The sequence below is a fragment of the Solibacillus merdavium genome (assembly GCF_014836935.1).
Taxonomy (GTDB): domain Bacteria; phylum Bacillota; class Bacilli; order Bacillales_A; family Planococcaceae; genus Solibacillus; species Solibacillus ferritrahens.
The window spans coordinates 185,633-207,671 of sequence record NZ_JACSPW010000004.1 but is presented as its reverse complement, the minus strand read 5'-3'; the positions used below and the strand labels follow the sequence as shown (position 1 = coordinate 207,671).

At 38.2% G+C, this 22,039-nt stretch carries 21 protein-coding genes; 14 read left to right on the top strand and 7 right to left on the bottom strand.

Translation table 11 applies throughout. From position 1 onward, the window contains the following. The first annotated feature begins 5 nt into the window (after window positions 1-5). From H9632_RS06640 to H9632_RS06610, 7 genes are all read left to right on the top strand, one after another. Window positions 6-896 (top strand): acetaldehyde dehydrogenase (acetylating), encoded by an 891-nt coding sequence (locus H9632_RS06640; protein ID WP_191703326.1) that lies wholly within the window; start codon window positions 6-8, stop codon window positions 894-896. Continuing rightward, window positions 893-1,906: a 4-hydroxy-2-oxovalerate aldolase gene (gene dmpG / locus H9632_RS06635; RefSeq protein ID WP_191703325.1), complete on the top strand. Its 1,014-nt coding sequence runs from the start codon at window positions 893-895 to the stop codon at window positions 1,904-1,906. Before H9632_RS06640 ends, dmpG begins: the two co-directional genes overlap by 4 nt. Next, the gene (locus tag H9632_RS06630; RefSeq protein ID WP_191703324.1) at window positions 1,903-2,676 is read left to right on the top strand and encodes a 2-keto-4-pentenoate hydratase; all 774 of its coding nucleotides are present in this window, start codon (window positions 1,903-1,905) and stop codon (window positions 2,674-2,676) included. The genes dmpG and H9632_RS06630 overlap by 4 nt, the downstream gene beginning before the upstream one ends. 182 nt (window positions 2,677-2,858) lie before the next feature. Further along, a complete protein-coding gene (gene dctP / locus H9632_RS06625; RefSeq protein ID WP_191703323.1) occupies window positions 2,859-3,875 on the top strand; it encodes a TRAP transporter substrate-binding protein in 1,017 nt (338 codons plus the stop codon). A gap of 39 nt (window positions 3,876-3,914) precedes the next feature. Beyond that, a complete protein-coding gene (locus tag H9632_RS06620) occupies window positions 3,915-4,424 on the top strand; it encodes a TRAP transporter small permease (RefSeq protein WP_191703322.1) in 510 nt (169 codons plus the stop codon). Beyond that, window positions 4,421-5,701, top strand: coding sequence for a TRAP transporter large permease (locus tag H9632_RS06615; protein WP_191703321.1), 1,281 nt, complete (start codon window positions 4,421-4,423; stop codon window positions 5,699-5,701). The genes H9632_RS06620 and H9632_RS06615 overlap by 4 nt, the downstream gene beginning before the upstream one ends. Window position 5,702: 1 nt before the next feature. Beyond that, entirely contained in the window at window positions 5,703-6,902 is a 1,200-nt protein-coding gene (locus H9632_RS06610; RefSeq protein WP_191703320.1) for an MFS transporter, read from the top strand. A 156-nt stretch (window positions 6,903-7,058) separates the two neighbouring features. Here H9632_RS06610 and H9632_RS06605 read toward each other — a convergent pair whose 3' ends face one another. Both H9632_RS06605 and H9632_RS06600 read right to left on the bottom strand, forming a co-directional pair. Continuing rightward, window positions 7,059-7,922, bottom strand: a complete 864-nt coding sequence (locus H9632_RS06605) for a helix-turn-helix domain-containing protein (protein WP_191703319.1) — start codon at window positions 7,920-7,922, stop codon at window positions 7,059-7,061. A 424-nt stretch (window positions 7,923-8,346) separates the two neighbouring features. Further along, on the bottom strand, window positions 8,347-9,642 hold the full coding sequence (locus H9632_RS06600; protein WP_191703318.1) for a S8 family peptidase: 1,296 nt from the start codon (window positions 9,640-9,642) through the stop codon (window positions 8,347-8,349). 136 nt (window positions 9,643-9,778) lie between these two features. Between H9632_RS06600 and H9632_RS06595 the strand changes: the two genes are divergently transcribed. Continuing rightward, the gene (locus tag H9632_RS06595) at window positions 9,779-10,993 is read left to right on the top strand and encodes a helix-turn-helix domain-containing protein (RefSeq protein ID WP_191703317.1); all 1,215 of its coding nucleotides are present in this window, start codon (window positions 9,779-9,781) and stop codon (window positions 10,991-10,993) included. Window positions 10,994-11,390: 397 nt separating this feature from the next. Here the strand turns inward: H9632_RS06595 and H9632_RS06590 are convergent, their stop codons facing one another. Both H9632_RS06590 and exaC read right to left on the bottom strand, forming a co-directional pair. Continuing rightward, window positions 11,391-11,717 (bottom strand): DUF779 domain-containing protein, encoded by a 327-nt coding sequence (locus H9632_RS06590; RefSeq protein WP_191703316.1) that lies wholly within the window; start codon window positions 11,715-11,717, stop codon window positions 11,391-11,393. Between the two features lie 65 nt (window positions 11,718-11,782). Then, a complete protein-coding gene (gene exaC / locus H9632_RS06585) occupies window positions 11,783-13,303 on the bottom strand; it encodes an acetaldehyde dehydrogenase ExaC (RefSeq protein ID WP_191703315.1) in 1,521 nt (506 codons plus the stop codon). Between the two features lie 499 nt (window positions 13,304-13,802). On the opposite strand from exaC, the gene H9632_RS06580 reads away from it, so the two are divergent. Both H9632_RS06580 and cyoE read left to right on the top strand, forming a co-directional pair. Continuing rightward, window positions 13,803-14,822 carry an AbrB family transcriptional regulator gene (locus H9632_RS06580; protein ID WP_191703314.1) on the top strand — a complete coding sequence of 340 codons (1,020 nt, stop codon included), beginning with the start codon at window positions 13,803-13,805 and terminating at the stop codon, window positions 14,820-14,822. Window positions 14,823-14,959: 137 nt separating this feature from the next. Continuing rightward, window positions 14,960-15,856 carry a heme o synthase gene (cyoE, locus tag H9632_RS06575; RefSeq protein ID WP_191703313.1) on the top strand — a complete coding sequence of 299 codons (897 nt, stop codon included), beginning with the start codon at window positions 14,960-14,962 and terminating at the stop codon, window positions 15,854-15,856. 361 nt (window positions 15,857-16,217) lie between these two features. Here the strand turns inward: cyoE and H9632_RS06570 are convergent, their stop codons facing one another. Together H9632_RS06570 and H9632_RS06565 are read right to left on the bottom strand one after the other, a co-directional pair. Then, complete coding sequence (locus H9632_RS06570) at window positions 16,218-17,600, bottom strand: dipeptidase (protein ID WP_191703312.1); 1,383 nt, start codon at window positions 17,598-17,600, stop codon at window positions 16,218-16,220. Between the two features lie 59 nt (window positions 17,601-17,659). Then, entirely contained in the window at window positions 17,660-18,061 is a 402-nt protein-coding gene (locus H9632_RS06565; protein ID WP_191703311.1) for a histidine kinase, read from the bottom strand. Between the two features lie 108 nt (window positions 18,062-18,169). Here H9632_RS06565 and H9632_RS06560 point away from each other — a divergent pair, with 108 nt between their 5' ends. The 4 genes from H9632_RS06560 to H9632_RS06545 all read left to right on the top strand — a co-directional run bounded on the left by H9632_RS06560 (window position 18,170) and on the right by H9632_RS06545 (window position 21,229). Next, the gene (locus tag H9632_RS06560) at window positions 18,170-18,367 is read left to right on the top strand and encodes a hypothetical protein (protein WP_191703310.1); all 198 of its coding nucleotides are present in this window, start codon (window positions 18,170-18,172) and stop codon (window positions 18,365-18,367) included. A 21-nt stretch (window positions 18,368-18,388) separates the two neighbouring features. Next, window positions 18,389-18,943 carry a glycerol-3-phosphate acyltransferase gene (locus H9632_RS06555; RefSeq protein WP_191703309.1) on the top strand — a complete coding sequence of 185 codons (555 nt, stop codon included), beginning with the start codon at window positions 18,389-18,391 and terminating at the stop codon, window positions 18,941-18,943. Continuing rightward, on the top strand, window positions 18,930-20,447 hold the full coding sequence (locus H9632_RS06550; protein WP_191703308.1) for an aminotransferase class V-fold PLP-dependent enzyme: 1,518 nt from the start codon (window positions 18,930-18,932) through the stop codon (window positions 20,445-20,447). Before H9632_RS06555 ends, H9632_RS06550 begins: the two co-directional genes overlap by 14 nt. Before the next feature lie 236 nt (window positions 20,448-20,683). Next, window positions 20,684-21,229 carry an RNA polymerase sigma factor gene (locus H9632_RS06545; protein ID WP_191700699.1) on the top strand — a complete coding sequence of 182 codons (546 nt, stop codon included), beginning with the start codon at window positions 20,684-20,686 and terminating at the stop codon, window positions 21,227-21,229. Window positions 21,230-21,604: 375 nt separating this feature from the next. On the opposite strand, the gene H9632_RS06540 is transcribed toward H9632_RS06545, so the two are convergent. Beyond that, entirely contained in the window at window positions 21,605-22,030 is a 426-nt protein-coding gene (locus H9632_RS06540; RefSeq protein WP_191703307.1) for a MarR family winged helix-turn-helix transcriptional regulator, read from the bottom strand. Window positions 22,031-22,039: the final 9 nt, after the last annotated feature.

The following is a 22,039-nucleotide window of genomic DNA, read 5'->3' as shown; positions in this document are numbered from 1 at the left end:
GTTCTATGAAAAAGGTGAAGGTAGGAATTATCGGTTCCGGCAACATCGGTACGGATCTGATGAAAAAGGTCATGCGCTCGGATTCTTTGGAAATGTCGGTGTTAATCGGTATTGATCCAGCATCTGATGGATTAAAACGTGCGCAAGATGTTGGGATAAACACGATTTCTAATGGTATTGAAGGATTTTTGCAGCAACCTGAGCTGGCGGATATTTTATTTGATGCTACTTCAGCAAAAGTACATCAAACACATGTTGATGCATTGGTGCCACTAGGAAAACGTATTGTTGACCTGACACCTGCAGCAATCGGACCGTTTGTTGTACCGGCTGTAAATTTACAAAAGCATATCGATCAGCCAGTTGTGAATATGATTACATGCGGTGGACAGGCGACTATACCGATTGTATATGCAATTCAGCGCATACAAAGTGTAGCCTATGCGGAAATCATTGCCACAATTGCCTCAAAAAGCGCTGGCCCAGGTACACGTGCGAACATTGATGAATTTACAGAAACAACAGCTCGTGCCATTGAACAAGTTGGCGGTGCAAAACAAGGGAAAGCCATTATTATTTTAAATCCAGCAGAGCCACCAATGCTTATGCGTGATACCGTTTCTTGTTTATTAGAGGAAGAAGCGAAAGATCCATTACAAATTAAGCAATCCATTAAAGAAATAGTGCAGGCAGTCAACGAATATGTACCAGGCTACCGTTTGAAAATCGAACCTTTGGTGGATGGACGCGAAGTAAAGGTATTTTTAGAAGTGGAAGGGCTAGGAGATTATTTGCCGGTGTATGCCGGTAACCTGGATATAATGACAGCTGCAGGTTTGAAAGTCGCTGAAATGATTGCGCAGCAGCTCCAGCAAGAAGGAGTGCATATATCATGAAAAAGTTATTGATAACAGAAGTAGCGTTACGTGACGGAAGCCATGTTGTAGGGCATCAATTTACAAAAGAACAGGTGCGCAGTGTAACAAAGCAACTAAGTGCAGCTGGGGTTCCTTATATCGAAGTGACGCACGGCGATGGCTTAGGAGGCTCATCTTTGCAGTATGGCTTTTCAAAGGTATATGACATAGAACTCGTCAAAGTCGCGGCAGAAGAGGCCGGTAACTCAATAATTGCTGTTTTGTTGTTACCGGGAATTGGTACGATCAAAGACTTGAAAGAGGCATATGGTGCAGGTGCGCGTATGGTTCGCGTAGCAACACATGTCACAGAAGCCGATGTTTCAAAGCAGCATATTGAAACAGCAAAAGCGATGGGCATGGAGGTAGTTGGGTTTTTAATGATGGCTCATAGTGCTCTGCCGGAAGTTGTTTTGGAGCAGGCGAAGTTAATGGAAGAGTATGGGGCAGATGCTGTTTACGTTACTGATTCGGCAGGTGCAATGCTGCCAAGCGATGTAACGGCACGCATTCGTTTGTTAAAAGCTCATTTGTCGGTAGACATAGGCTTCCATGCACACAATAACTTATCGTTAGCAGTTGCAAATACTCTTGCTGCTGTTGAGGCAGGTGCAAACAGGATTGATGGTAGTGTGTGCTGTTTAGGTGCTGGGGCAGGAAATACGCAAACGGAAGTCTTAGTCGGGGTATTAGATCGCCTAGGTTATGAAACTGGTATTGATCTTTACAAAATGCTCGATTTAGCAGATGATGTGCGCGCTAATATTTTGCCAGCACCTCAAGATATTACGAGTGGCAGCTTTATTATGGGCTATGCAGGCGTATATTCAAGCTTTTTACGTCATGCTGTCGTTGCGTCAGAGAAATTCGGGGTCGATGCCCGTGATATTTTAGTGGAACTGGGTAAGCGTAAAGTAGTAGGTGGACAAGAAGATATGATTATTGAAGTAGCACAACAAATGGCGGGAAAAAAGGTGAGTATATCGTGAGTACAATTTATGAATATGTAGAGCGTATCGCTATGGCACAATCGGAAAAAAAAGCAATTGAAAAAATTACGATCAGTAATCCGGCGCTAACATCAGAGGAAGCATACGAAATTCAACGTCTCAGTATCGAAAAATCGATTTCGGCAAGTAATGCATTTATAGGCTGGAAGATGGGTTTAACGAGTAAAGCAAAGCAGCTTCAAGTTGGTGTGGAATCCACAATTTACGGTCGCTTAACGAACAATATGCTGATGAGCCACAATGAAATTACAGCAGCAGATCACATTCATCCACGTATTGAACCGGAAGTTGCTTTTACTTTTAAAAAACCGATTGCCGGAGAAAATTTAATGCCTTATGAAGTATGGTCGGCAGTAGAATATGTGTATTTGGCGTTGGAAGTTATTGATAGTCGCTACGAAAACTTTTCCTTTTCTTTAATGGATGTAATTGCAGACAATGCCTCATCTACAAAGTTTTTGTTAGGCAGTCAGCCTTATGCACCGACTACAACTGATTGGGCGCAAATAAAAGTGGATGTATATCACAATAATGAGCTGAAATATGAAGGAACTGGTGCAGCCATTTTAGAGCATCCGATTAATTCGGTAATTGAACTGCTGAATCTGTTGAGTAAAGAAGGACGGGGCATCCAACCGGGGGAACTTGTGTTGGCGGGTGCGATGACTGATGCAGTGGCTGTGAAATCAGGTGATACAGTAACAGCCGATTATGGTGCACTGGGCAGCTTAACAATTAATGTGAAGTAACATTGAATGTTAGGTACCAATAACTGAATTTTATTGCAATGCGTAAAAGTAACTATCCATTATTTATGAAATGACAATTGTACTGCTTTTACCGCTCTGAATAAATATGAATTATTTTTTGAAAAAGAAATAAGAGTGAGAAGAAGGCTTAGTAAAAAAATGATAAAAGGGGAGGCAATTTCATGAAAAAGCTTTTAAGTTTTGCAGCAATGCTTACGTTACTTTTAGTTTTGGCGGCTTGTAACAATGATAAAGAAACAGTGGAGGATAGCGCTTCAGCAGGGACAGGCGAATATCCAGAGGTAACGTTTAAATTAGCACATATTACACCTACGGATCATATGTGGCATCAGGCTTCTGAAAAATTTAAAGAAGAGTTGGAGACGATTACAGGCGGCAAAATGTCGGTTGAAATTTACCCAGCGAGCCAATTAGGTTCTGAGGCAGACATGGTGCAGCAAGTAGAAGCAGGGTCAGTTGATATGGCGATGATAACAGCGGCATATTTAACGTCTCGTACACCTGAAATGGCGGCATGGTTTGCGCCTTATTTATTCGAGACATTAGAAGAAGCAAATACGGCAGCGCAATCAGACTTAGGTCAGCAAGTACTAAAGAAAGTAGAAGGTACTGGTCTTAAAGGTTTAACGTACTTGTTTGCTGGTCAACGTACAATCGTTACGAAGGACACTAAAATTAACTCTACAGACGATTTAAAAGGCCTGAAATTACGTGTAACACCAAGTCCAGCGCTACAATCATTTTACCGTAATGCAGGTGCAGCGCCAGAATCGTTATCATTAACGGAAGTTTACTCAGCATTACAAACAGGCGTAATTGATGGGATGGATATGGATTTAGACGCAACAATTACAAATAAATATGCTGAAATCGCAAAATATGTGGCGGTAACGAATCACATGGTATGGCCGTCAACAATTTTAACAAATGACAAAAAATTCAATGCTCTTTCACAAGATGCGCAAGATGCTGTAACACAAGCTTGGAAGGTAGCAAGTGATTACGCAGTCACAACGCGTTCTGGTCAGGAAGAGGAGTTCCGAAAAGAGCTTGCAGATCAAGGTATGGAAGTGTATGACCTAGATTCAAGCGTATTTAAGAAACAAATTGAAGCTTTTGATAGTGAGTACGGAGGTCAGTCAGACTTAATTAAGCAATTCATTGAAGCAAACCGTTAATCAAATACAGTATTCGAACGGCGATTAGGAGGGTGCAGGATGACGAAGCTCAGCAATATTATTACAAGAGTAGAGGAAGTTATCATGGGCGTTTTAATGGCAATTTTAACGTTTACCATGGTAACAGCTGTATTTTTCCGCTACGTATTATCTGATCCACTCCCTTGGGCAACAGAAGTTTCGATTTACTTATTCATTTGGTTTTCATTTATAGGAGGTAGCTGGGGCTTGAAGTACGGTACACAAGCCGCAGTTACTTTTTTACTCGATGCGTTATCAGAGAATAAGCAACGGATTTTAAAAATTGTCCAAGATGTGATTATGTTAGCTTTTTTAATTATTATTTTTGTATATTCTGTAAAGTGGCTTATGCTACCTTCAACGATGCTTCAAAAGTCTACGTCCCTAGGTATGCCAATGTGGATTCCATACAGTGCGGTACCGACAGGTATATTATTTGCCACAATCCATATTGTTGCACGACTGATTCGACTATTTAGAAATGAAGAGAAACCACAGCAAAAAGAGATTGGAGATGAGGTAGTATGACATTTATTACAATTGCAGTATTTGTCATCTTATTAATTTTAGGTATTCCAATTTCTTTAGTTTTGGGGATAACGACAGTTGTTTACTTTTTAATCAATGGGCAGGCTTTACTGTTGGAATCGACACCACTTCGCATGTTTTCAGGGCTCGAAAATTTTGGTTTATTAGCAATTCCTTTGTTTATGTTAATGGGTGAAATTATGAATGAGGGCGGTATTACGACAAGGCTTGTTAATTTTGCAAAGCTAATTTTAGGGCATTTCCGTGGTGGATTGGCGTATGTAACGGTTGTAGCGAATATGTTCTTAGCATCCATCTTAGGCTCTGCAAACGCCCAAGCTGCGATGATGAGTAAAGTTATGGTGCCACAAATGGAAAAAGAGGGTTATAAGCGTGAGTTTGCAGGGGCAATTACACTTGCTTCATCAATTATTGCGCCGATTATTCCACCTAGTATGATATTCATTATTTATGGAACGTTGTCGAGTACATCGATTGGTGCGATGTTCATGGCAGGGATTTTACCAGGGATCTTATATGGAATTGCTTTCATGATGATGATTGCATATATGGGCTATAAACATAATTTCCCGAAAAGTGAGCGCAGTTCCTTCAAGGAGATTTTACAAGGAGTGTTAAAGACGTTACCGGCGTTACTTATTCCTTTAATAGTAGTGGTAGGTATTTTACGCGGTATTTTTACAGCGACAGAATCAGCAGCTGTTGCGTGCTTTTTAGCCATTATCATCGGGTTATTTGTTTACCGAGAGCTAGATATTAAAAAGTTTCCAAAAATGCTAGTAAATACAGTAACAAATACTGCGACGGTGACGTTTTTAATTATTATGGCCAACATTTTTGGCTGGATGATAGCGTTTGAGCAAATTCCGCAATTAATGGCCGACTTAATTTTAAGCTTCACGGAAAGTCCTTGGGTGTTCTTACTGTTAGTTAACATTTTATTATTAATTGTCGGTATGTTAATCGATGGTATTGCGGCGCTTGTCATTTTAGTACCAGTATTAATGCCTCTTGTACACGCGCTTCAAATTGATCCGGTACACTTTGGGGTAATTATTTGTATTAACTTAACGCTAGGTTTATTAACTCCGCCGGTAGGTACAGGACTATTTATCGTATCATCGATGGCAGATATTAAGTTTGAACGTTTAGTAAAGGCTGTTTTCCCGTTCATAATCGTATCGGTTATCGTATTATTCATTATTACGTACATTCCGGATTTAGTTTTAGTAATTCCTAGATTCTTAGGGTTCTAATATGAAACAGGTGAGATGGTTCGTATGGCTGATTGTTCTCTCACAGCTATTTACCGCGTTTGTGGGACGGAGCCTAAATCCATTTGCTGCTTATATTGGAGAAAGTTTTACGCTGACGAGCTTTCAAATCGGCTTTCTGCCAACCGCATTGTTCGTTGGACAGTTTTTAGCGACATTGCCTATGGGTTTTCTCGCTGATAAAGTGGCAACCCATCGTCTGCTGCTGTTGTTGATGTCAATTGTCGGTAGCGGTTTTCTCTTACTTGCTACGATTGATGGTAATTACTTTATAGCGCTGCTTTTTATTATGTTAGCAGGGCTTGGTTACGGAGGAATGCATCCTGTAACAAATAAAATGCTAGTCCAGCTTTATCCCATTCAGAAAATAGCATTGCCGATGGGCATGAAGCAAATGTCAATTACACTAGGCTCTGCTTTATCAAGTATTGTATTAATCGCCATTGCAGAATATATCGGCTGGCAGCAAACAATTGCGATGGCATCCCTTTTATTATTAGTAATCGGTATATTCGTCTATATGTTACTAAAACCGTACGAGGAAACATTTAGTTCACATAGTGCTACAGAAGTATCTTTAATTTCTCAGATGAAAAAATTAATGAAATCAACGCCGCTATTTTTTTCTACTTTAGTTGCGCTCATTTTAATGGGCATACAAGTTACGTTTAATACGTATCTTCTATTATATTTAATTGAGATAAAGGTATGGGCTGTTTATTTAGCAGGTTTAGCGCTTGCCTGCTCTGAAATTTTCGGGGCACTTGGTCGCGTTCTATGGGGAGTGATTAGTGACAAGTTTTTACGAAGCAACCGTTGGATCGTGCTGTTCATTATTGCGTTGTGGCTACCATCGGCTTTATTTGGTTTACATATAGTCCAAGATCGTCTGCTGCTGTTAATGGTCATTGCAACGATCGGCTTTTCACTATCCGGATTTAATGGGATTTGGATGAACTTAGCTGTTGAAAGTGTTCCGGAAACGTTGAGTGGCTCAGCGAGTGGATATAGCGTGACATTTGCTTCTGTAGGTGTTTTTATTATCCCGCCACTTTTTGGATATATTTTAGATCAAACGAGTTATTTACATGCAGGGGCTTTTTTAGCTTGTGCAAGCAGTTTATGTGCACTAATTATTATCGTAGTGCTTTTTAATGAAAAGAAGCGGAGGGTTTTAAATTAGTGGCACGTAGGATTGGATTTATATCAAAGCTTCTTTTGAGAACAAATAATTTTGCGGGAATGTATTGATTTTTTCCGTAACAAAAGCCGATTCATACTAAAAAATAGTGTGAATTGGCTTTTAACACTTTCCAGGTGTAGTCTCATTATTGTTTATTCATTTGTTACTTGATTGATACTTATTAATTTCCTTTTGCATGTGGCTATATAAATCATGTTCTTCGATTGTTTCCAAAATCAATAACCCCCGCTGGATATAATCAGCACCTTCTTCTTTTTGATTTAAATTATGTAGGCAAATTCCTTTGCGTATATAGACAATAGCCATTTGATAGTGCATCTTAAAATTTTTCACTTTCGGTATAAGCAGATCAAGTTGCTGCAAAGCTTTATCTTCTAATTTATCCTTTATTAACATTAAGCTATAATTCAGTCTGAAATTAACTTCTATACGGTTAATTGATTGGAAATCCTTATACTTTTTAAGGGATTTCTCGACATATTCAATCGTTAAATGGGCGACTTCTACCGGGAATAGAAAGAAAATAGCGTTTATTATATATAAGTCCTTTATAAATAGTTGTTCTTTGTTAGAAAAGAAATCTAAAAAATGAAGCGCTTGAGATTTGTTGAAATATATATCCTCATTTCGAAAAGCTTCTAATAAAAATTCCGAAATTTGGTGAAGGAAAGCAATTGTGGATTCGTTCCTTACTTCCAAATATTTTTCACACTTATAAATGAATTCTTCCAATGAATTAGTATTTGTAACAGAAAATCTAAAAAACTCACGGTACAGTTTTTCTTCTTCTGTATAGCTATAGCCGTTTGCGATAAAGAGTATTTCCTCCAAATCAATATTAAGATTATTCAAGATACCAATTAACGCTTGGGTAGGGATATCTGCAGTTCCTTTTTCAAACTTTGAATATGTACCTTGAGAAATATTTCCCTCGCTAACGTCCCGTTGAGTCATTCCTTTTAATAAACGTACATCACGGACTGCATTTGATAAAAACATAAACTACCTCCTATTCGTATACGAATAATATTACTACTTTTTTTCAAAATATAGTAATATTTTTAAGTGAAAGGGGGGGTTGAGATGGAAATTTTAATGTCATTAGTTGAAGCATTAGATGTATGGTTAATAGGAATCGATGTATTCTAAGATTTCTACAGCAAATATCGATTTGCCAAAGATTTACTCAATACTTAGAAAAAAGTAAAGAATATTACTTAGAATTTTTAATATTTGAAGCACTGATTTTACGTCTTATTAGATGTAAAAATTGGTGTTTTTTTATGTAAAGTAATCATATACGTACAATTGCCATGTTATATCAATCATTTTTATTTAAAACGATAAAAAAGAGTAGCCAAACCAAAACTATGGCCTCGGTTTGGCTACTATTGTTAATATACCTAACTTATATTTCTATTAATTACTGAACGCGGGCAAAACCGAATCCTGAAGCGTAGTCATCGCCTGTCGAGGCACCGTGACCACCTTTAATGTCTACAGCCTTTGCTCTTGTTTGTAAGTTAGAGCGCAGTTGCGTGTGAGACCATGACGGGTTTTGAGCCCAAATCTTTGCTGCTAAACCTGATACATGAGGAGTAGCCATTGATGTGCCGCTAATTGTATTGTATCCGCCATTATGCCATGTAGAATAAATTGACGAACCTGGAGCTGAAATTTCAATATCTCCCTGCTGGATTACATAATCACCTGCTGTTGAGGCATATCCGCGAGATGAGTAGTCAGCTACACGGTACGTCCCGTTTTGCTGTACATTTTCCAGAGCAGCAACTGCAACTGCATTCGGTAATGCTCCCGGATAACCGATTGATCCTTGTGCATAGCCAGAATTACCGGCTGCAGCAATAACTAGAACACCTTTACTGTATGCATAGTTGACAGCACTTGAGATGAGGCTGTTATTGGCTGAAGAACCTAGTGACATATTAATGATTGTTTTAGTACGAGTAGAAGTTGCTTGATCTGCTGCGTGTCGGATCGCTGCAGCAATATCATCTGAATATCCTGAACCGCTGTCTGTTAATACTTTGTAAGCCCAAAGATCAGCATCTGGTGCAACGCCGTAAACACCACCTCTATCGCTTCCACCATCAGCTAATGCTGAACCGGCAACGTGTGTGCCATGACCGTTTCTGTCTGTGCAACTATTGTTCACAAGTGGTGTTGCAGTCGTAAAGTCTTTACACTGTTCCACATTATTAGCAAGGTCACTGTGAGAAGTATTGACACCCGTATCCAGTACGGCGATATTAATACCACTACCACCAGACGTTGATGTTAACGAGTTGTTGTTGTAAATGGCTTTAATGCCCCACGGTACTTGCTGTGAAGCTCTAGCATAAATCGACGCATCGGGTTCTCGATTTTCTACTGAATAATCCTCCTCCAGATTGAGTGTGTCTAATTTAACGACAGGAACTTTTGTAACTGTGATATTTTTGTTATTCTGCAACGCTTGGAACTGTTTTTCATTCATTTCAGTAGAAAAGCCGTTTTCTGTTAACTCCCAGCGAGCAGAATACTGTGTTTTTACTGATGCCTTTGCCGATTGGTTATTTGCTTCAACATACACTCGGAACTTTTCCTGACCGACGTTATTAGCCGAGCTGTCTTCAGTATTCAATGTTGTCGCCTGCACAGGACTTACTAATGCTCCCGCCATCAAAAGACCTAATAATGTACTTTTTACTTTTTTCATTTTTTCCTGACCCCTTTTCTAAATAGATGATAAGATTACTATTTGAATCTAACATATTTTCATTTTTTTGATTATTGGGAAAAATTTAAGTATACTGGATAAAATACCTAGCCATTCGAAAGGGGCGTTTATTTGAATGAAAATAGGTTCATTAATTAAGTACTACCGTACAAAATTGGGAATGACTCAAAATGCGGTAGCAGCGGGGATTTGTTCAATACCCCATTTAAGCAAAATCGAGAATAACAATAAAGAAGCTAACAGTGAGACAATTCGCCTGTTGCTGGAACGGTTGAATATTAACATACATGATGTAGAAAACAGCGAGCAGAATATTATTATATTACTGAATAATTTACAAAAACATATAAACTATTTAGAGAATGAAAAAGCGAAAGAAATAATGGAAAGATTGAAAGAATACGAAGAAATTATCGGCTTTACGGAATGCATTTATTTATACGAGCTTTATAAATTACGTTATTATGTGTTTTTCAATGAATATAAACTAGCAGAAGGCCAGTTAAGGTGGCTAAATGCCCACCGTAAGAATTTTTCCCAACATGAGAAATATTTACATTCCTACTATTATGCATTAGTTTTAATAACAAGAGGGAAATATGCTGAAGCAGCTGTTGAACTTACTCAGATTCTTAATCTACATCCGGATCTAGGTTCACTGGAAGGGGAGTTTTATTACCACTTCTCTTTAATAAAAGGGCGGTTGGAAGAGACAAGCCAGGCGATTATTTACGGTAGAAAAGCCCTTCAATTTTATAAGGACCAGTTTAATTTTAAAAGAATTATTTATACATCAATGTCGTTGGCGCTTTATTATTCTCAAGGGAAAGTATTTAATGAAGCAATCGAAATCTATGAACATCTATTGAGAAATGTGGAACTTTTGCAGCAACAGCAGCTACTGCCTGCTATCTATCATAATTTGGGGGATTTGTACCAAATAAGAGGAGAGTATGAAAGTGCATTAGTCTACTTTGAAAAAAGTGCTTCTTTAATGGGGAAAAATAGTGATAACTATTTATTTTGTTTATACAATCTAGGCATTACACAATATCGCCTCAACCAAGGGGAAGAGAGTATAAAAACCTTTACTGTTTTAAAGGAAGAAGCAAAAAAAATGAAAAAAATAAGTTTTAATTTATTTGCTTCTTTTTATTTATATTTGCTAACAGGAGAAGAAAAGAAAGCAATGGTTTTTTTAGAAGGGAGGTTAATTCCGTTTACAGCAAATAATGAAGAATTTAAAGTAATCCACCAGCAATTTTCTTATTTATTAGGTGAGTACTACCGACAGGAAAAAAAGTTTGAAAAAGCAATCCAATTTATTTAACTATAAAGGAGACGAAAATATGAAGAAAAATGTGAAATTATCAATTTTATTACTAAGTGTTGCATTCGTTACGTTGTCTATTCCTATTTATCCACCGGTATTATTATAAAATAAAGAGGCTGGGACAGAATTAGTTCCAGTTCACGCAAAAAGAGAAATTGCACAATGCAATTTCTCTTTTTGCGCTTTATAAAGAAAATATTCGGAGAGGTGTTATCCTCTTACGTGGGAGAGACTACTGGCTCGAGCCGTGCCCCCACCCCAGGAAAGCGTCCGCCGTAACGGAGAACTACGGCTACGAAGTAGGCACAATAAACAGCCGTTCAAATTTTACTAATCGTAAAATTTGAACGGCTGTTTATTGTGAGGCGGGTTTTGTCCCAGCCCCGTTTTATATTTATTCCATTACACTAGACTTCATCAAAAAAGCAAAGCCTTCCGCGCTCTCCAATGAAAATGAAGCACCGCGTCCTTCCATCACATCAACAAGTAGTTGCATATGTTTTAAATACTCCGCTTGATGCTTATCAATGTAATACGGAACACCTGCAATTTCTCCGATTAGTACAAGCTGACTGCTAATATAATGACCATCTGCTTGGAAACACATCGGCACCGTGCCATCACAGCATCCAGAAGACTGCTCAAATACTAAGTTGCCGTGCTTCGCCTTCAACAGCTCGATTACTTCAACAGCTTTTTCGGTTACGATAAGCTTATCCATAAACATCCTCCCTATAAAAAAGAGGATGCACTATAAAAGTACATCCTCTAATAAGTCGCTTCGGTTTAGAAGAACCCTTGAGCGTTTTTGTTGTAGCTTACTAACATACATTTTGTTTGTTGGTAGTGATCTAACATCATTAAGTGGTTTTCGCGACCAATACCTGATTTTTTATATCCACCGAATGCTGCGTGAGCAGGATATTGGTGGTAAGTGTTTGTCCAAACACGACCAGCTTGGATACCACGAACAGCACGGTAAGCTGTATCCATGTTACGAGACCATACACCAGCGCCTAAACCGAATTCAGTATCATTAGCGATTTCCATAGCTTCTTCGAAAGTAGAGAATGTTGTTACAGAAAGAACTGGACCAAAGATCTCTTCTTGGAAGATACGCATTTTGTTGTGACCTTTGAATACTGTTGGTGCCACATAGTAGCCGCCTTCTTGGTCAGCATCTAATTGGTTTTGGTAGCCGCCGATTAATAATTCAGCGCCTTCTTCTTTACCGATTTCGATGTAAGATAAGATTTTTTGTAATTGCTCGTTTGAAGCTTGAGCACCCATCATTACTTCTGTATCTAACGGGTTACCAATTTTGATTGCTTTAACTCGTTCTAATACACGCTCCATGAATTTGTCATAGATTGATTCATGAACTAATGCACGTGAAGGACAAGTACAAATTTCGCCTGAGTTTAATGCGAACATTACTAAACCTTCAATAGCTTTATCTAAATACTCATCGTCATGATCCATTACGTCTGGGAAGAAGACGTTAGGTGATTTACCGCCAAGCTCTAATGTTACAGGAATAATATTCTCTGTAGCGTATTGCATAATTAGACGACCTACACCAGTAGAACCAGTGAACGCCACTTTGTTAATACGTGGGTTCGTAGCAAGTGGTTTACCAACTTCAATCCCTAAACCATTAACAATGTTGAATACGCCTTTTGGTAATAAGTCTTGAATTAACTCGATTAATACCATAATTGAAGCTGGTGTTTGTTCAGCAGGCTTCATTACGATTACGTTACCAGCCGCTAATGCCGGAGCAATTTTCCAAGAAGCCATTAATAATGGGAAGTTCCAAGGGATAATTTGACCGACAACCCCGATTGGCTCGTGGAAGTGGTATGCTACTGTATCGTTGTCGATTTCAGAAATTCCGCCTTGTTGTGCACGAATCGCACCAGCAAAGTAACGGAAGTGATCAACTACTAAAGGAATATCAGCGTTTAATGTTTCGCGTACTGCTTTACCATTGTCCCAAGTTTCAGCAACAGCGATCTTTTCTAGATTTTCTTCAATGCGGTCTGCAATTTTATTTAAAATATTCGCGCGGTATGCAACAGAAGTTTGTGCCCAGGCACCTTTAGCTGCATGTGCTGCGTCTAATGCTAATTCAATATCTTCTTCAGTTGAACGTGCAACTGTTGTAAATACTTTACCAGTTACAGGTGATTTTACATCTAGGTATTGCCCTTTAACAGGAGCTACCCATTCGCCACCGATAAAGTTATCGTATTTTTCTTTAAAGTTAACTACTGCACCAGCAGTATTAGGATTTGCATAGATCATTTAACTACACCTCTATCACTCAATTTAAAGTTTATTAACTTTATAATTTGATTATGCACCTACAAAAGGGAAGTTACAAATGAAAAGGCTTACAAAAATAACTACATAACTATATTTGTAAAGTGAAAGTGTATATTTTCTTAACTAGGATACATAGCTTCATGTACTGATACAGAAGGGATTTTAGCATCAGTTAATTGAGTAGAATATTGATTTAACTCTATAGTATTATAATTTATATTTATTATATAACAAGATTTAACAATGAAAAATAATGTATAAATATAAATCTATCCTGATAAAAATTCTTTTTAAAATATTTATAAATGATACTATTAAAATACTGATTTTTTGTTTTTTTTAGCATAAAAGGTGGGTAGAACACCTAATTATTGTAAAAAAAGAATTTTACATTTTCTGTTTATACGCGCTACTTGTTCGCTTTACGAAATAGTTTCAGCTAAAATATAACTAACTACTATTAAAGAGGAGGGGCGTTATGTTTCTTGCATTTATCATTGCACTAATCGGTGCACTTTTATTTTCAGCCCTCTCTTTACCGATTCCGTGGCTGATCGGTCCTATTTTTTCTGTACTGATTGCACAGTTTTTTATAAAAGACCGTCTGCGCTGGCCGGCCACTTTACGAAATACGGGGCTCATTATCGTTGGAGTCGCGATTGGTCAGCAGTTTGATTTTGCTTTGTTTTCCGATTTTCAGTCGTTAATGTTATTTATGGTTATTGTGAATATTTTGCTGTTTTTATTTTGTTTAGGAATTGCATGGGGGATTTCTCGTACGACGGGACTTACTTTTAAGACAGCAGTTGCTGCAAATGTACCTGGAGGATTATCGCAACTTGTATTGTTTGCGGAAGAAGAAGGGGATGTTAATTTAACAGCGGTTACTTATTTCCATATAGTGCGTGTATTAGGTGTTGTGTTGCTTATCCCGTTTTTAGTATCTGGCAATGTCGCCGGTGGAGCTTCAATTCCGCTTACTATGGATGTTTGGCAAGTAGTCCTGCTCATTATTTTGTCTGCCGCACTTGTACCTATTGGTCAAAAGCTAAAGTTGCCTGTCGCCCATTTTTTGACGCCGATTATCGTTGTTATTGCTTTGAAGTTATTTAGTATTGATACACCGACAATGCCGAGTGATGTTCTTCATATAGCACAGCTATTGATTGGTACATATATCGGCTTATTGTTAAAACCAGCAACTTTGCGTTTACCTGCAAAAGTTCTGGTCGGGGGAGTATTGAGTACTATTGCAATGATTGTACTTACCTATGGCACTAGCCTGCTGATTGCTGAATTTTTAAACTTAAGCTTTGCAACAAGCTTTTTAAGTACAGCACCGGGTGGACTTGACCAAATGGGCTTGCTCGCAGCAGCTGTAAAAGCGGATATTTCAGTCGTAACAGTATTCCAACTCTTTCGTTTGCTCTTTATTTTCCTCTGTATATTGCCGCTGATTAAATGGATTTATCGTGAGAGGGAAAAGGAATTGAGTTAATTGGCAATGTAATTGTGTCTACATTATCTCAGAGTATTCTATGAAAAAATGAGAAAAAAAGCCTGGATATTAACCCTTTATGACCCATTTGGGGTATACTAGAGAAAGTGATTAATTAGGAAGTAGGATTAGGAAATATGCAAACGCAATCGAATCGACAATTGTGGGCGCAAGCTGTGAAGACTGGCATTATTAAATCAAATTTAATTCCGATGATTGCGGCATTAATGCTTGCCCTATACACATATGAATTAAATTTTATTGAACATATTCCAGCTATTATTTTTGCAATTCTTGGTTCTGCAGCAGTCATTGCCGCAGCTGGTGCGTACAATAACGTATATGACCGAGATATTGATCAAATTATGCCCCGAACAAAAACACGTCCAACGGTTACTGGAGAGTTATCTGCCAAGGTAGTACTGATTGTTGCGACGATTTTATTGATACTTGGATGTGTAGCGCTTTATTTAGCTTCACCATTGGCGGCTATGCTAGGATTTTTAGGTGTATTTTTCTATGTTGTGCCATACACAATGTGGACGAAGCGCCGCACTATTTGGAACACAGAAGTCGGGAGTATTTCAGGCGCTATGCCACCGTTAATTGGGTGGGCAGCTGTAGCTCCGGATATTTGGCATCCAGCTGCATGGGCTCTTTTTTTAATCATGGTAATTTGGCAAATGCCGCACTTTTATGCCATTGCCATTCGTAAAAAAGAAGATTATGCCGCAGCGAATATCCCGATGCTACCTGTAGCAAAAGGGGAGCGACGCACATATATTCAATCGAATATTTATTTAGTGCTGTTATGTTTATCAAGCTTTCTGTTTTACCCACTTAGCTTAGGGTTAACGATTGTTTCGCTCATTCTGAGTGTTATTTGGTTATGTATGAGTATCACGGCATCAAAGAAACGCGAAGAGAAAAAGTGGGCTAATATTATGTTCGGCTACTCGCTATTCCATATGATGGCTGTTTTTGGAACAGTCTTCATTTATGCATCAGTAGGCATGATTTTAAATGCGCTTTAATAGAAAAGGTGTACTAGAAGTTTCGACTTTTGGTGTGCCTTTTTTGTTCGGGGTTATTTAAGAGGAGTTTCTTTTATAATTCTTCTCCTTGTTAAGAAATTGTGAACAAAAGTTGTGATGATTATATGTCAAACGCTGGGAACACATTTTATTCAGGAAATGGAAATGCTATGATGGAATCAACAAGCGAGGCGAATTGCTTGGAAGTTAATTTGCACTCTAAATTTAATATGCTATTTACTCAATTTTCGTATACGACTTCGACAACATATAAAACCCCCTATTTTTATATGGTCTCGTACGGAAAAAAACTCCGGTGCAGTAGTGTGCACCGGAGTTTTTATTTTTATTGAAATCGTTATTATAATTTAATGTTGGCAATTTCAAACATGTAATCACCAAGTACGCGTAAACCTTGATCGAAGTTTTCCAAATGGAAGTGCTCATTCGGTGCATGGAAGTTTTCACTTGAAAGACCGAAGCCCATTAGTACAACTGGCAATTCCAAAATTTCATCGAATGCTGCAACGATTGGAATCGAGCCGCCACCACGAGTATAGGCTGTTGGTACGTTGTATACCTTTTCATATGAACGACCAGCTGCTTGAATCACTGGGTGATCAAATGGTGTAATGTAAGGCTTTCCTTTATCGAATTCAGAAATCGTTACTTCGACACCGGCAGGCTTATGCTTTTCGATATGTGCTTTTAATAATGCTACAATTTCTTCAGGGTCTTGGTTCGGTACTAAGCGGCAAGTAATTTTTGCGCCAGCCTCAGCAGGTAATACTGTTTTAATCCCTTCACCGGAGAAACCACCGAATACACCGTTGATTTCCAATGTAGGACGTGCCCAAGTTTGCTCTAAATAAGAATAGCCCGCTTCACCGAATAACTCCTGCACACCAACTTCTTCTTTCAAAGCATCCTCGTCAAAGTTCAGGTCACGATATGCCTGACGCTCTTCTTCAGATAAAGGCAATACTTTATCATAGAAGCCATCTACTTGAATTGTTCCATGCTCATCGCGGAATGATGCTAAAATTTCTGTTAATGCGTGAATCGCGTTTTGAACGCCACCGCCATAGAGACCAGAATGTAAGTCACCTTTTGCGCCACGCACATCAATTTGCACACCCGTTAATCCACGTAAGCCGTAACACACTGCTGGCTTCCCTTTAGCATAAAGACCTGTATCGGAAATAACGATTAAATCTGCCGCTAATTTTTCCTTGTTGTCTTCCGTATATTGAGGAAGGGATGGACTGCCGATTTCTTCTTCACCTTCATAAATAAATTTCACGTTGACTGGCAATGTACCTTCAGTTGCAAATAACGCTTCAATCATTTTTAAGTGCATAAATACTTGTCCTTTATCATCTGAAGAACCACGGGCAAAAAGCTTATTATCACGGATTGCCGGCTCAAAAGGAGGTGTTTCCCATAAATGAAGCGGGTCTACGGGTTGTACATCGTAGTGACCATAAAACAGAATAGTCGGCTTGCCCTCTGCATGTAGCCATTCGCCGTATACAACAGGGTGACCGGCTGTTTCATCAACTGATACATTTTCTATGTTTAATGATTTTAAGTGATCTGCCAACCAGTTTGCCGCATTTGTCATATCGTCTTTATGTTCAGATAAGGCAGAAATACTTGGAATGCGTAAAAATTCGTTCAACTCTGCTAAATGACGTTCGCGATGCTCTGTGAAATAAGCATCTAAAGTTTGTAAGTGACTCATTAAAGAGTGCCCCCTTATATTTCGATTATGGAAATAAGTATAGCATACAACGCAAAAAATTAGCTTTCTGCTCTCCCTTTTTTTGAGCCGGAATTAAACAGTAAATACAATGTGGCTGTTCCAATGGCAAAGACTATGCCACCGTAAAGAGGAAGATAAATGGATTCCATTAATAAGGAAATCGTCATTAAAAGCGTAAAGGATATAAACATGTGTGCAAAATACTGATGGAAACGATGAAGCTGCTCTGACTTCAATTCGATTAGGACATCAGACACCATTACAAGCGCAAATTCAATGATACCGTATAAAATGATGAAACTAACTAAATATTTCCAATTTTCAAATTCAATGCCGACAAGCAATAAAATACCAACCTCTGCGGCAATCGCTATACAAATAATCCCAATAAATAGTAAAATGATTAAAACAATGCCTAAGGGAATACCAAATTTTTTCATAGATTACTCCTTGTAAATGGTAATTGATAATAGTAGTATAATAGATTTCTAATAATAAAAGGGCGGGAAACTCCCGATTAAGTATATTTATTTAAGGAGTGAAAATAGATGAGTAAATGGAAGGGAAGTATTCTAGCAGGTTCAATCGGTGCAATTATTCTCGGTACTGGAATAGCATTTATAAGTATTAACCAATCACATAATCAAAACATGAAAACGATTGATGCATGTTTTGAAAATTTTGCACAATCACAAAAAACGTTAACTTTTGAGTATAACGAGGACGGTTTATTAACTTGTGAATAAAGCAACAGAGGGGATAATACGATGCTCTTTATTATAGCCAGTTATTTACTTGGGACAATTTTAATAGCGGCAGTAGTTGCAAAAATAAAAGGAATCAAATTACACGAGCAAAACAGTGGGAATTTAGGGGCACGAAATGCGGGAAGAACACTTGGAAAATCAGCTTTTGCCATTGTTGCAATTGGGGATGGCTTAAAGGGTGTAGCCGTTGTTGTTACAGGGCGTGTTCTTGAGCTACCTGAACTGACAATCGCAGTGGGCATCATTGCGGTCGTGCTTGGTCATTTGTATCCATTTTGGAATCGTGGAAAAGGTGGGAAAGGTGTAGCAACGGTTATCGGAGCAATACTCGCTTTTTCGCCTTTATTATTTTTATCATTTTTAGGTGGTTTTTTAATGTGTCTGCTCGTTACGAAAAGTGCCACGCTTAGTATGGTTGGTGGTTTTATCGTTTATGGAATTGTTACGAGTATTAATATAGAAGCTGGATATATCGTATTCATTGCACTTTTGCTTGTTATTTGGAAGCAAAGACATAGCATTATAGAAAGAGTGAAGCCTAATGTATTGGAGTAAAATTGCCACAACGGAAAAAGAATTTGATGCGATTGCTGCATTAAATTATGAAACGTTTGTAGAAGAAATACCACAGCATCAGCCTAATTCATCTAAGCGACTTATTGATAAATTTCATCATGAAAATGTGTACCTCATAGTTTATAAAAATACAGAAGTAGTTGGAATGGCTGCCTTTCGAGATAAAAGGCCGTTTTCGATTGACCAGAAAATCGGAAATGTTGAAAACCATCTGGATCCTGAAGTTTGCGAATATTTATGTGAAATCAGGTTGCTTGCCGTGAAAAAGGCACATCGTAACGGACGTGTTTTTACGAAGCTTGCCACAGCAATTTATCGTTATTACTATGATTTGGGCTATACAGCCTGTGTCATTTCAGGGACTGTAAGAGAAGAAAAATTGTATACACAAATGGGTTTTAAACAGTTTGCACCGGCTGTCGGTACACAGGAGGCACGCTATTTGCCAATGGTATTAACGCGCAAAGATAGTGAAGTATTTCGAGAGCGACTACGTGAGCAAAATATTGTGTTTTATCCAGGTCCAGTTGCGCTTGACCATTCGATTGCACCAACGGCCATTTCCCATCGCTCCCATAAATTCCATCAGGAGCTTCAGGATATGAAGCAACAGCTATGCAAGTTGGCACAAGCAAATCATGTCATTCCGCTAGTTGGTACAGGGACACTAGCCAATGATGTAATGCTCGGTCAGTTGAAAAGTGAATTCCCTCAGGAGCAAGGGCTTATTTTAGTGAACGGGGAATTCGGCAATCGCCTAAAAAATCAGGCAAAACAATGGGGGTTACATGTCGAGTGCCTGGACTTCGGGTGGGGTAATGTATTTGATATATCGCAAATCGAGTCGTCAATACAGCAGGGGAACTACCATTATATTATTTTTGTCCATGGTGAGACATCCAATAGCACCTTGAACCCGCTCGAACCACTTATGGAACTGGCACAAAAATATAAGGTAAAGTTGTGTGCGGATTGTATTAGTTCTTTTGCTGCGCTTCCTTTTTTAATGGAAGGTCTGCATTATGCGACAGCAGTCAGTGGCAAGGCGCTCGGAACGATAGCGGGTCTGGCTTTCGTTTTTTGCAAGGACTTACCGAGTGCGAGTGATGCACCACTTTATTTAAATTTACCTTATTATATCGAAAAACAAATTCCGTTTACGTTACCGCATTTTTATATTAAGGCAGTAAGCGATGCGTTGAAGGCATACCCAGAACGCTATATTGTATTGGAAAAACGTATGGAGCTTATCAAAAATTCAAGTTTACCTGTAAAGGCGATGTATCCGATGATTGCATCGTGGCAACATGAAAAAATGCCTCACATTATCCAAACATGTGAATTGAATGGCTTTTTACTCCATGGTGACAGTACATACTTAAAGGAACTCAACGTTGCGCAAATTAGTACCATCCAGCCAAACTTTGAAAAGGATTATAAAAAAGTAATGGAGCTTATTTCTTATATGATGGAAACGTTGTAAGGGAAGGAGATAGTGGAAACATCGTAGTAACACGTTGCATAGAAGGTCATGCAGTTCAAATTATCCCTTCAAAACTTACAGCATTGTAAGGTAATTGAAAGCCAATCCGATAGAGCGTAAGTATTTTATTTGGCACAATAAGGTCATACCAATATTATGCCATGGCATAATGGATATTTATAAAATTAAACATAAATTGACTTTATATAAAATAAAATCTATCGGAGGATAAAAAAATGAATGAATTACTAACAAATATCTATGATGAGTATAACCGTTACATCTATCATCTTTGTTTAAAACTAACACGCAATCAAAATGAAGCAGAAGATTTGATGCAGGAAGTTTGGGTAAAAGTTGTACGCTACGAAGAATCAGTAGCAAAAGTAGACCATGTGAAAGCCTGGCTGACAACAATTACGATGAATACATTCCGTGACCGCTATCGCAAAAATGTTCGTCGCAGTAAATACATGATGAATCAACCTGAACAATTAGACGTACCAATTTTAGATTTGGTTCCCAACAACGACTTTACGACAGAAGAGATTGTGGAAAAAACTGAAATTACGAAAATTGTACAGGAAAAGATGAGTCAGCTTGATAATATTTATCAAAAAACATTATGGTATTTCTATGTAGATCAATTTTCTTTAGCCGAAATTTCTGATCTTATGAAAGTTTCAATTGGTACTGTGAAATCTCGTTTATTCCGTGCAAAAGCACGCTTAAAAGAAATTTTACTATCCGACAATGGTGTTGCAGAAGCAGTATTGGCTTAATAATTTTTAGGACGAAAGCTATGGCAAAAAGTTGCTGTAGCTTTTTTTATGTTAAATTGCTCCCTTATAATGGCGAATAAGTTGGGTAAAGTGGCGATTAAAAAACTTAAGTGGCGAATATATGCGGAAGTGGCGAATAAAATTCTAAAAGTGGATATTATGACATTGGTATTGACGATTATGTAAGTTCAGTTGACGAATATAGAGGCAAGTATGGCGAATAACTCACAAAAAGTGACGAATAAAATTAAACCCCGATCATTTGCAGGAGCTTTTTTATAGTAAATGCGAGTACCGGCTGATAAAGTGCAGTCAAGAGGGGAAACTCCCGATTTAAAATAAAAAAACACGTGAGCAGTAAAGTGCTCACATGTTTTAAAATTTCGTACATTTTTCAAAGATTGCTGTTAAAGTTTTAATTTCATCTTCTGTTAACATCCCGAACAGATTCTCAAAAAGATTGTCTACTTGCTGACGAGAGCGTTCGAGCACCTCAATTCCTGCTTCTGTAATATGAATTTGCGAAGCGCGGCGATCCGTTTCATTTTGGGTTTTCTCAATTAAGCCTGCTTTAATAAGCTTCGTAGTCAAAACCGTCACACCGCCTGTAGTCACTTTTAGCTTCTCGGCAATGGCAGATGGGCGCTTAGGTCCGTCTGTATGTAAGTAAGCTAATATTAAAATATGTGATTTTGAAAAGCCTAGCTGATTTTGACTATTCCATTGATTGGCAATTTTGCGTTCTAACGATGTCATCTTTTCAAAAAGGTCGGATAATTGCTCGCGTTTATGCTCATTCATAAGTGTCAA

Coding starts and splice junctions, on each gene's coding strand:
- exaC (WP_191703315.1), bottom strand. CDS start 13,303: ATGATCTATGCAAATCCTAATACTGCTGGTGCAGTAGTTAACTTTAAA.
- H9632_RS06570 (WP_191703312.1), bottom strand. CDS start 17,600: ATGAGTCACTTACAAACTTTAGATGCTTATTTCACAGAGCATCGCGAA.
- H9632_RS06600 (WP_191703318.1), bottom strand. CDS start 9,642: ATGAAAAAAGTAAAAAGTACATTATTAGGTCTTTTGATGGCGGGAGCA.
- H9632_RS06640 (WP_191703326.1), top strand. CDS start 6: ATGAAAAAGGTGAAGGTAGGAATTATCGGTTCCGGCAACATCGGTACG.
- H9632_RS06555 (WP_191703309.1), top strand. CDS start 18,389: ATGCTCTTTATTATAGCCAGTTATTTACTTGGGACAATTTTAATAGCG.
- H9632_RS06580 (WP_191703314.1), top strand. CDS start 13,803: ATGTTTCTTGCATTTATCATTGCACTAATCGGTGCACTTTTATTTTCA.
- dctP (WP_191703323.1), top strand. CDS start 2,859: ATGAAAAAGCTTTTAAGTTTTGCAGCAATGCTTACGTTACTTTTAGTT.
- H9632_RS06560 (WP_191703310.1), top strand. CDS start 18,170: ATGAGTAAATGGAAGGGAAGTATTCTAGCAGGTTCAATCGGTGCAATT.
- H9632_RS06545 (WP_191700699.1), top strand. CDS start 20,684: ATGAATGAATTACTAACAAATATCTATGATGAGTATAACCGTTACATC.
- H9632_RS06605 (WP_191703319.1), bottom strand. CDS start 7,922: ATGTTTTTATCAAATGCAGTCCGTGATGTACGTTTATTAAAAGGAATG.
- cyoE (WP_191703313.1), top strand. CDS start 14,960: ATGCAAACGCAATCGAATCGACAATTGTGGGCGCAAGCTGTGAAGACT.
- H9632_RS06620 (WP_191703322.1), top strand. CDS start 3,915: ATGACGAAGCTCAGCAATATTATTACAAGAGTAGAGGAAGTTATCATG.
- H9632_RS06595 (WP_191703317.1), top strand. CDS start 9,779: ATGAAAATAGGTTCATTAATTAAGTACTACCGTACAAAATTGGGAATG.
- H9632_RS06615 (WP_191703321.1), top strand. CDS start 4,421: ATGACATTTATTACAATTGCAGTATTTGTCATCTTATTAATTTTAGGT.
- H9632_RS06590 (WP_191703316.1), bottom strand. CDS start 11,717: ATGGATAAGCTTATCGTAACCGAAAAAGCTGTTGAAGTAATCGAGCTG.
- H9632_RS06565 (WP_191703311.1), bottom strand. CDS start 18,061: ATGAAAAAATTTGGTATTCCCTTAGGCATTGTTTTAATCATTTTACTA.
- H9632_RS06610 (WP_191703320.1), top strand. CDS start 5,703: ATGAAACAGGTGAGATGGTTCGTATGGCTGATTGTTCTCTCACAGCTA.
- dmpG (WP_191703325.1), top strand. CDS start 893: ATGAAAAAGTTATTGATAACAGAAGTAGCGTTACGTGACGGAAGCCAT.
- H9632_RS06550 (WP_191703308.1), top strand. CDS start 18,930: ATGTATTGGAGTAAAATTGCCACAACGGAAAAAGAATTTGATGCGATT.
- H9632_RS06540 (WP_191703307.1), bottom strand. CDS start 22,030: ATGAATGAGCATAAACGCGAGCAATTATCCGACCTTTTTGAAAAGATG.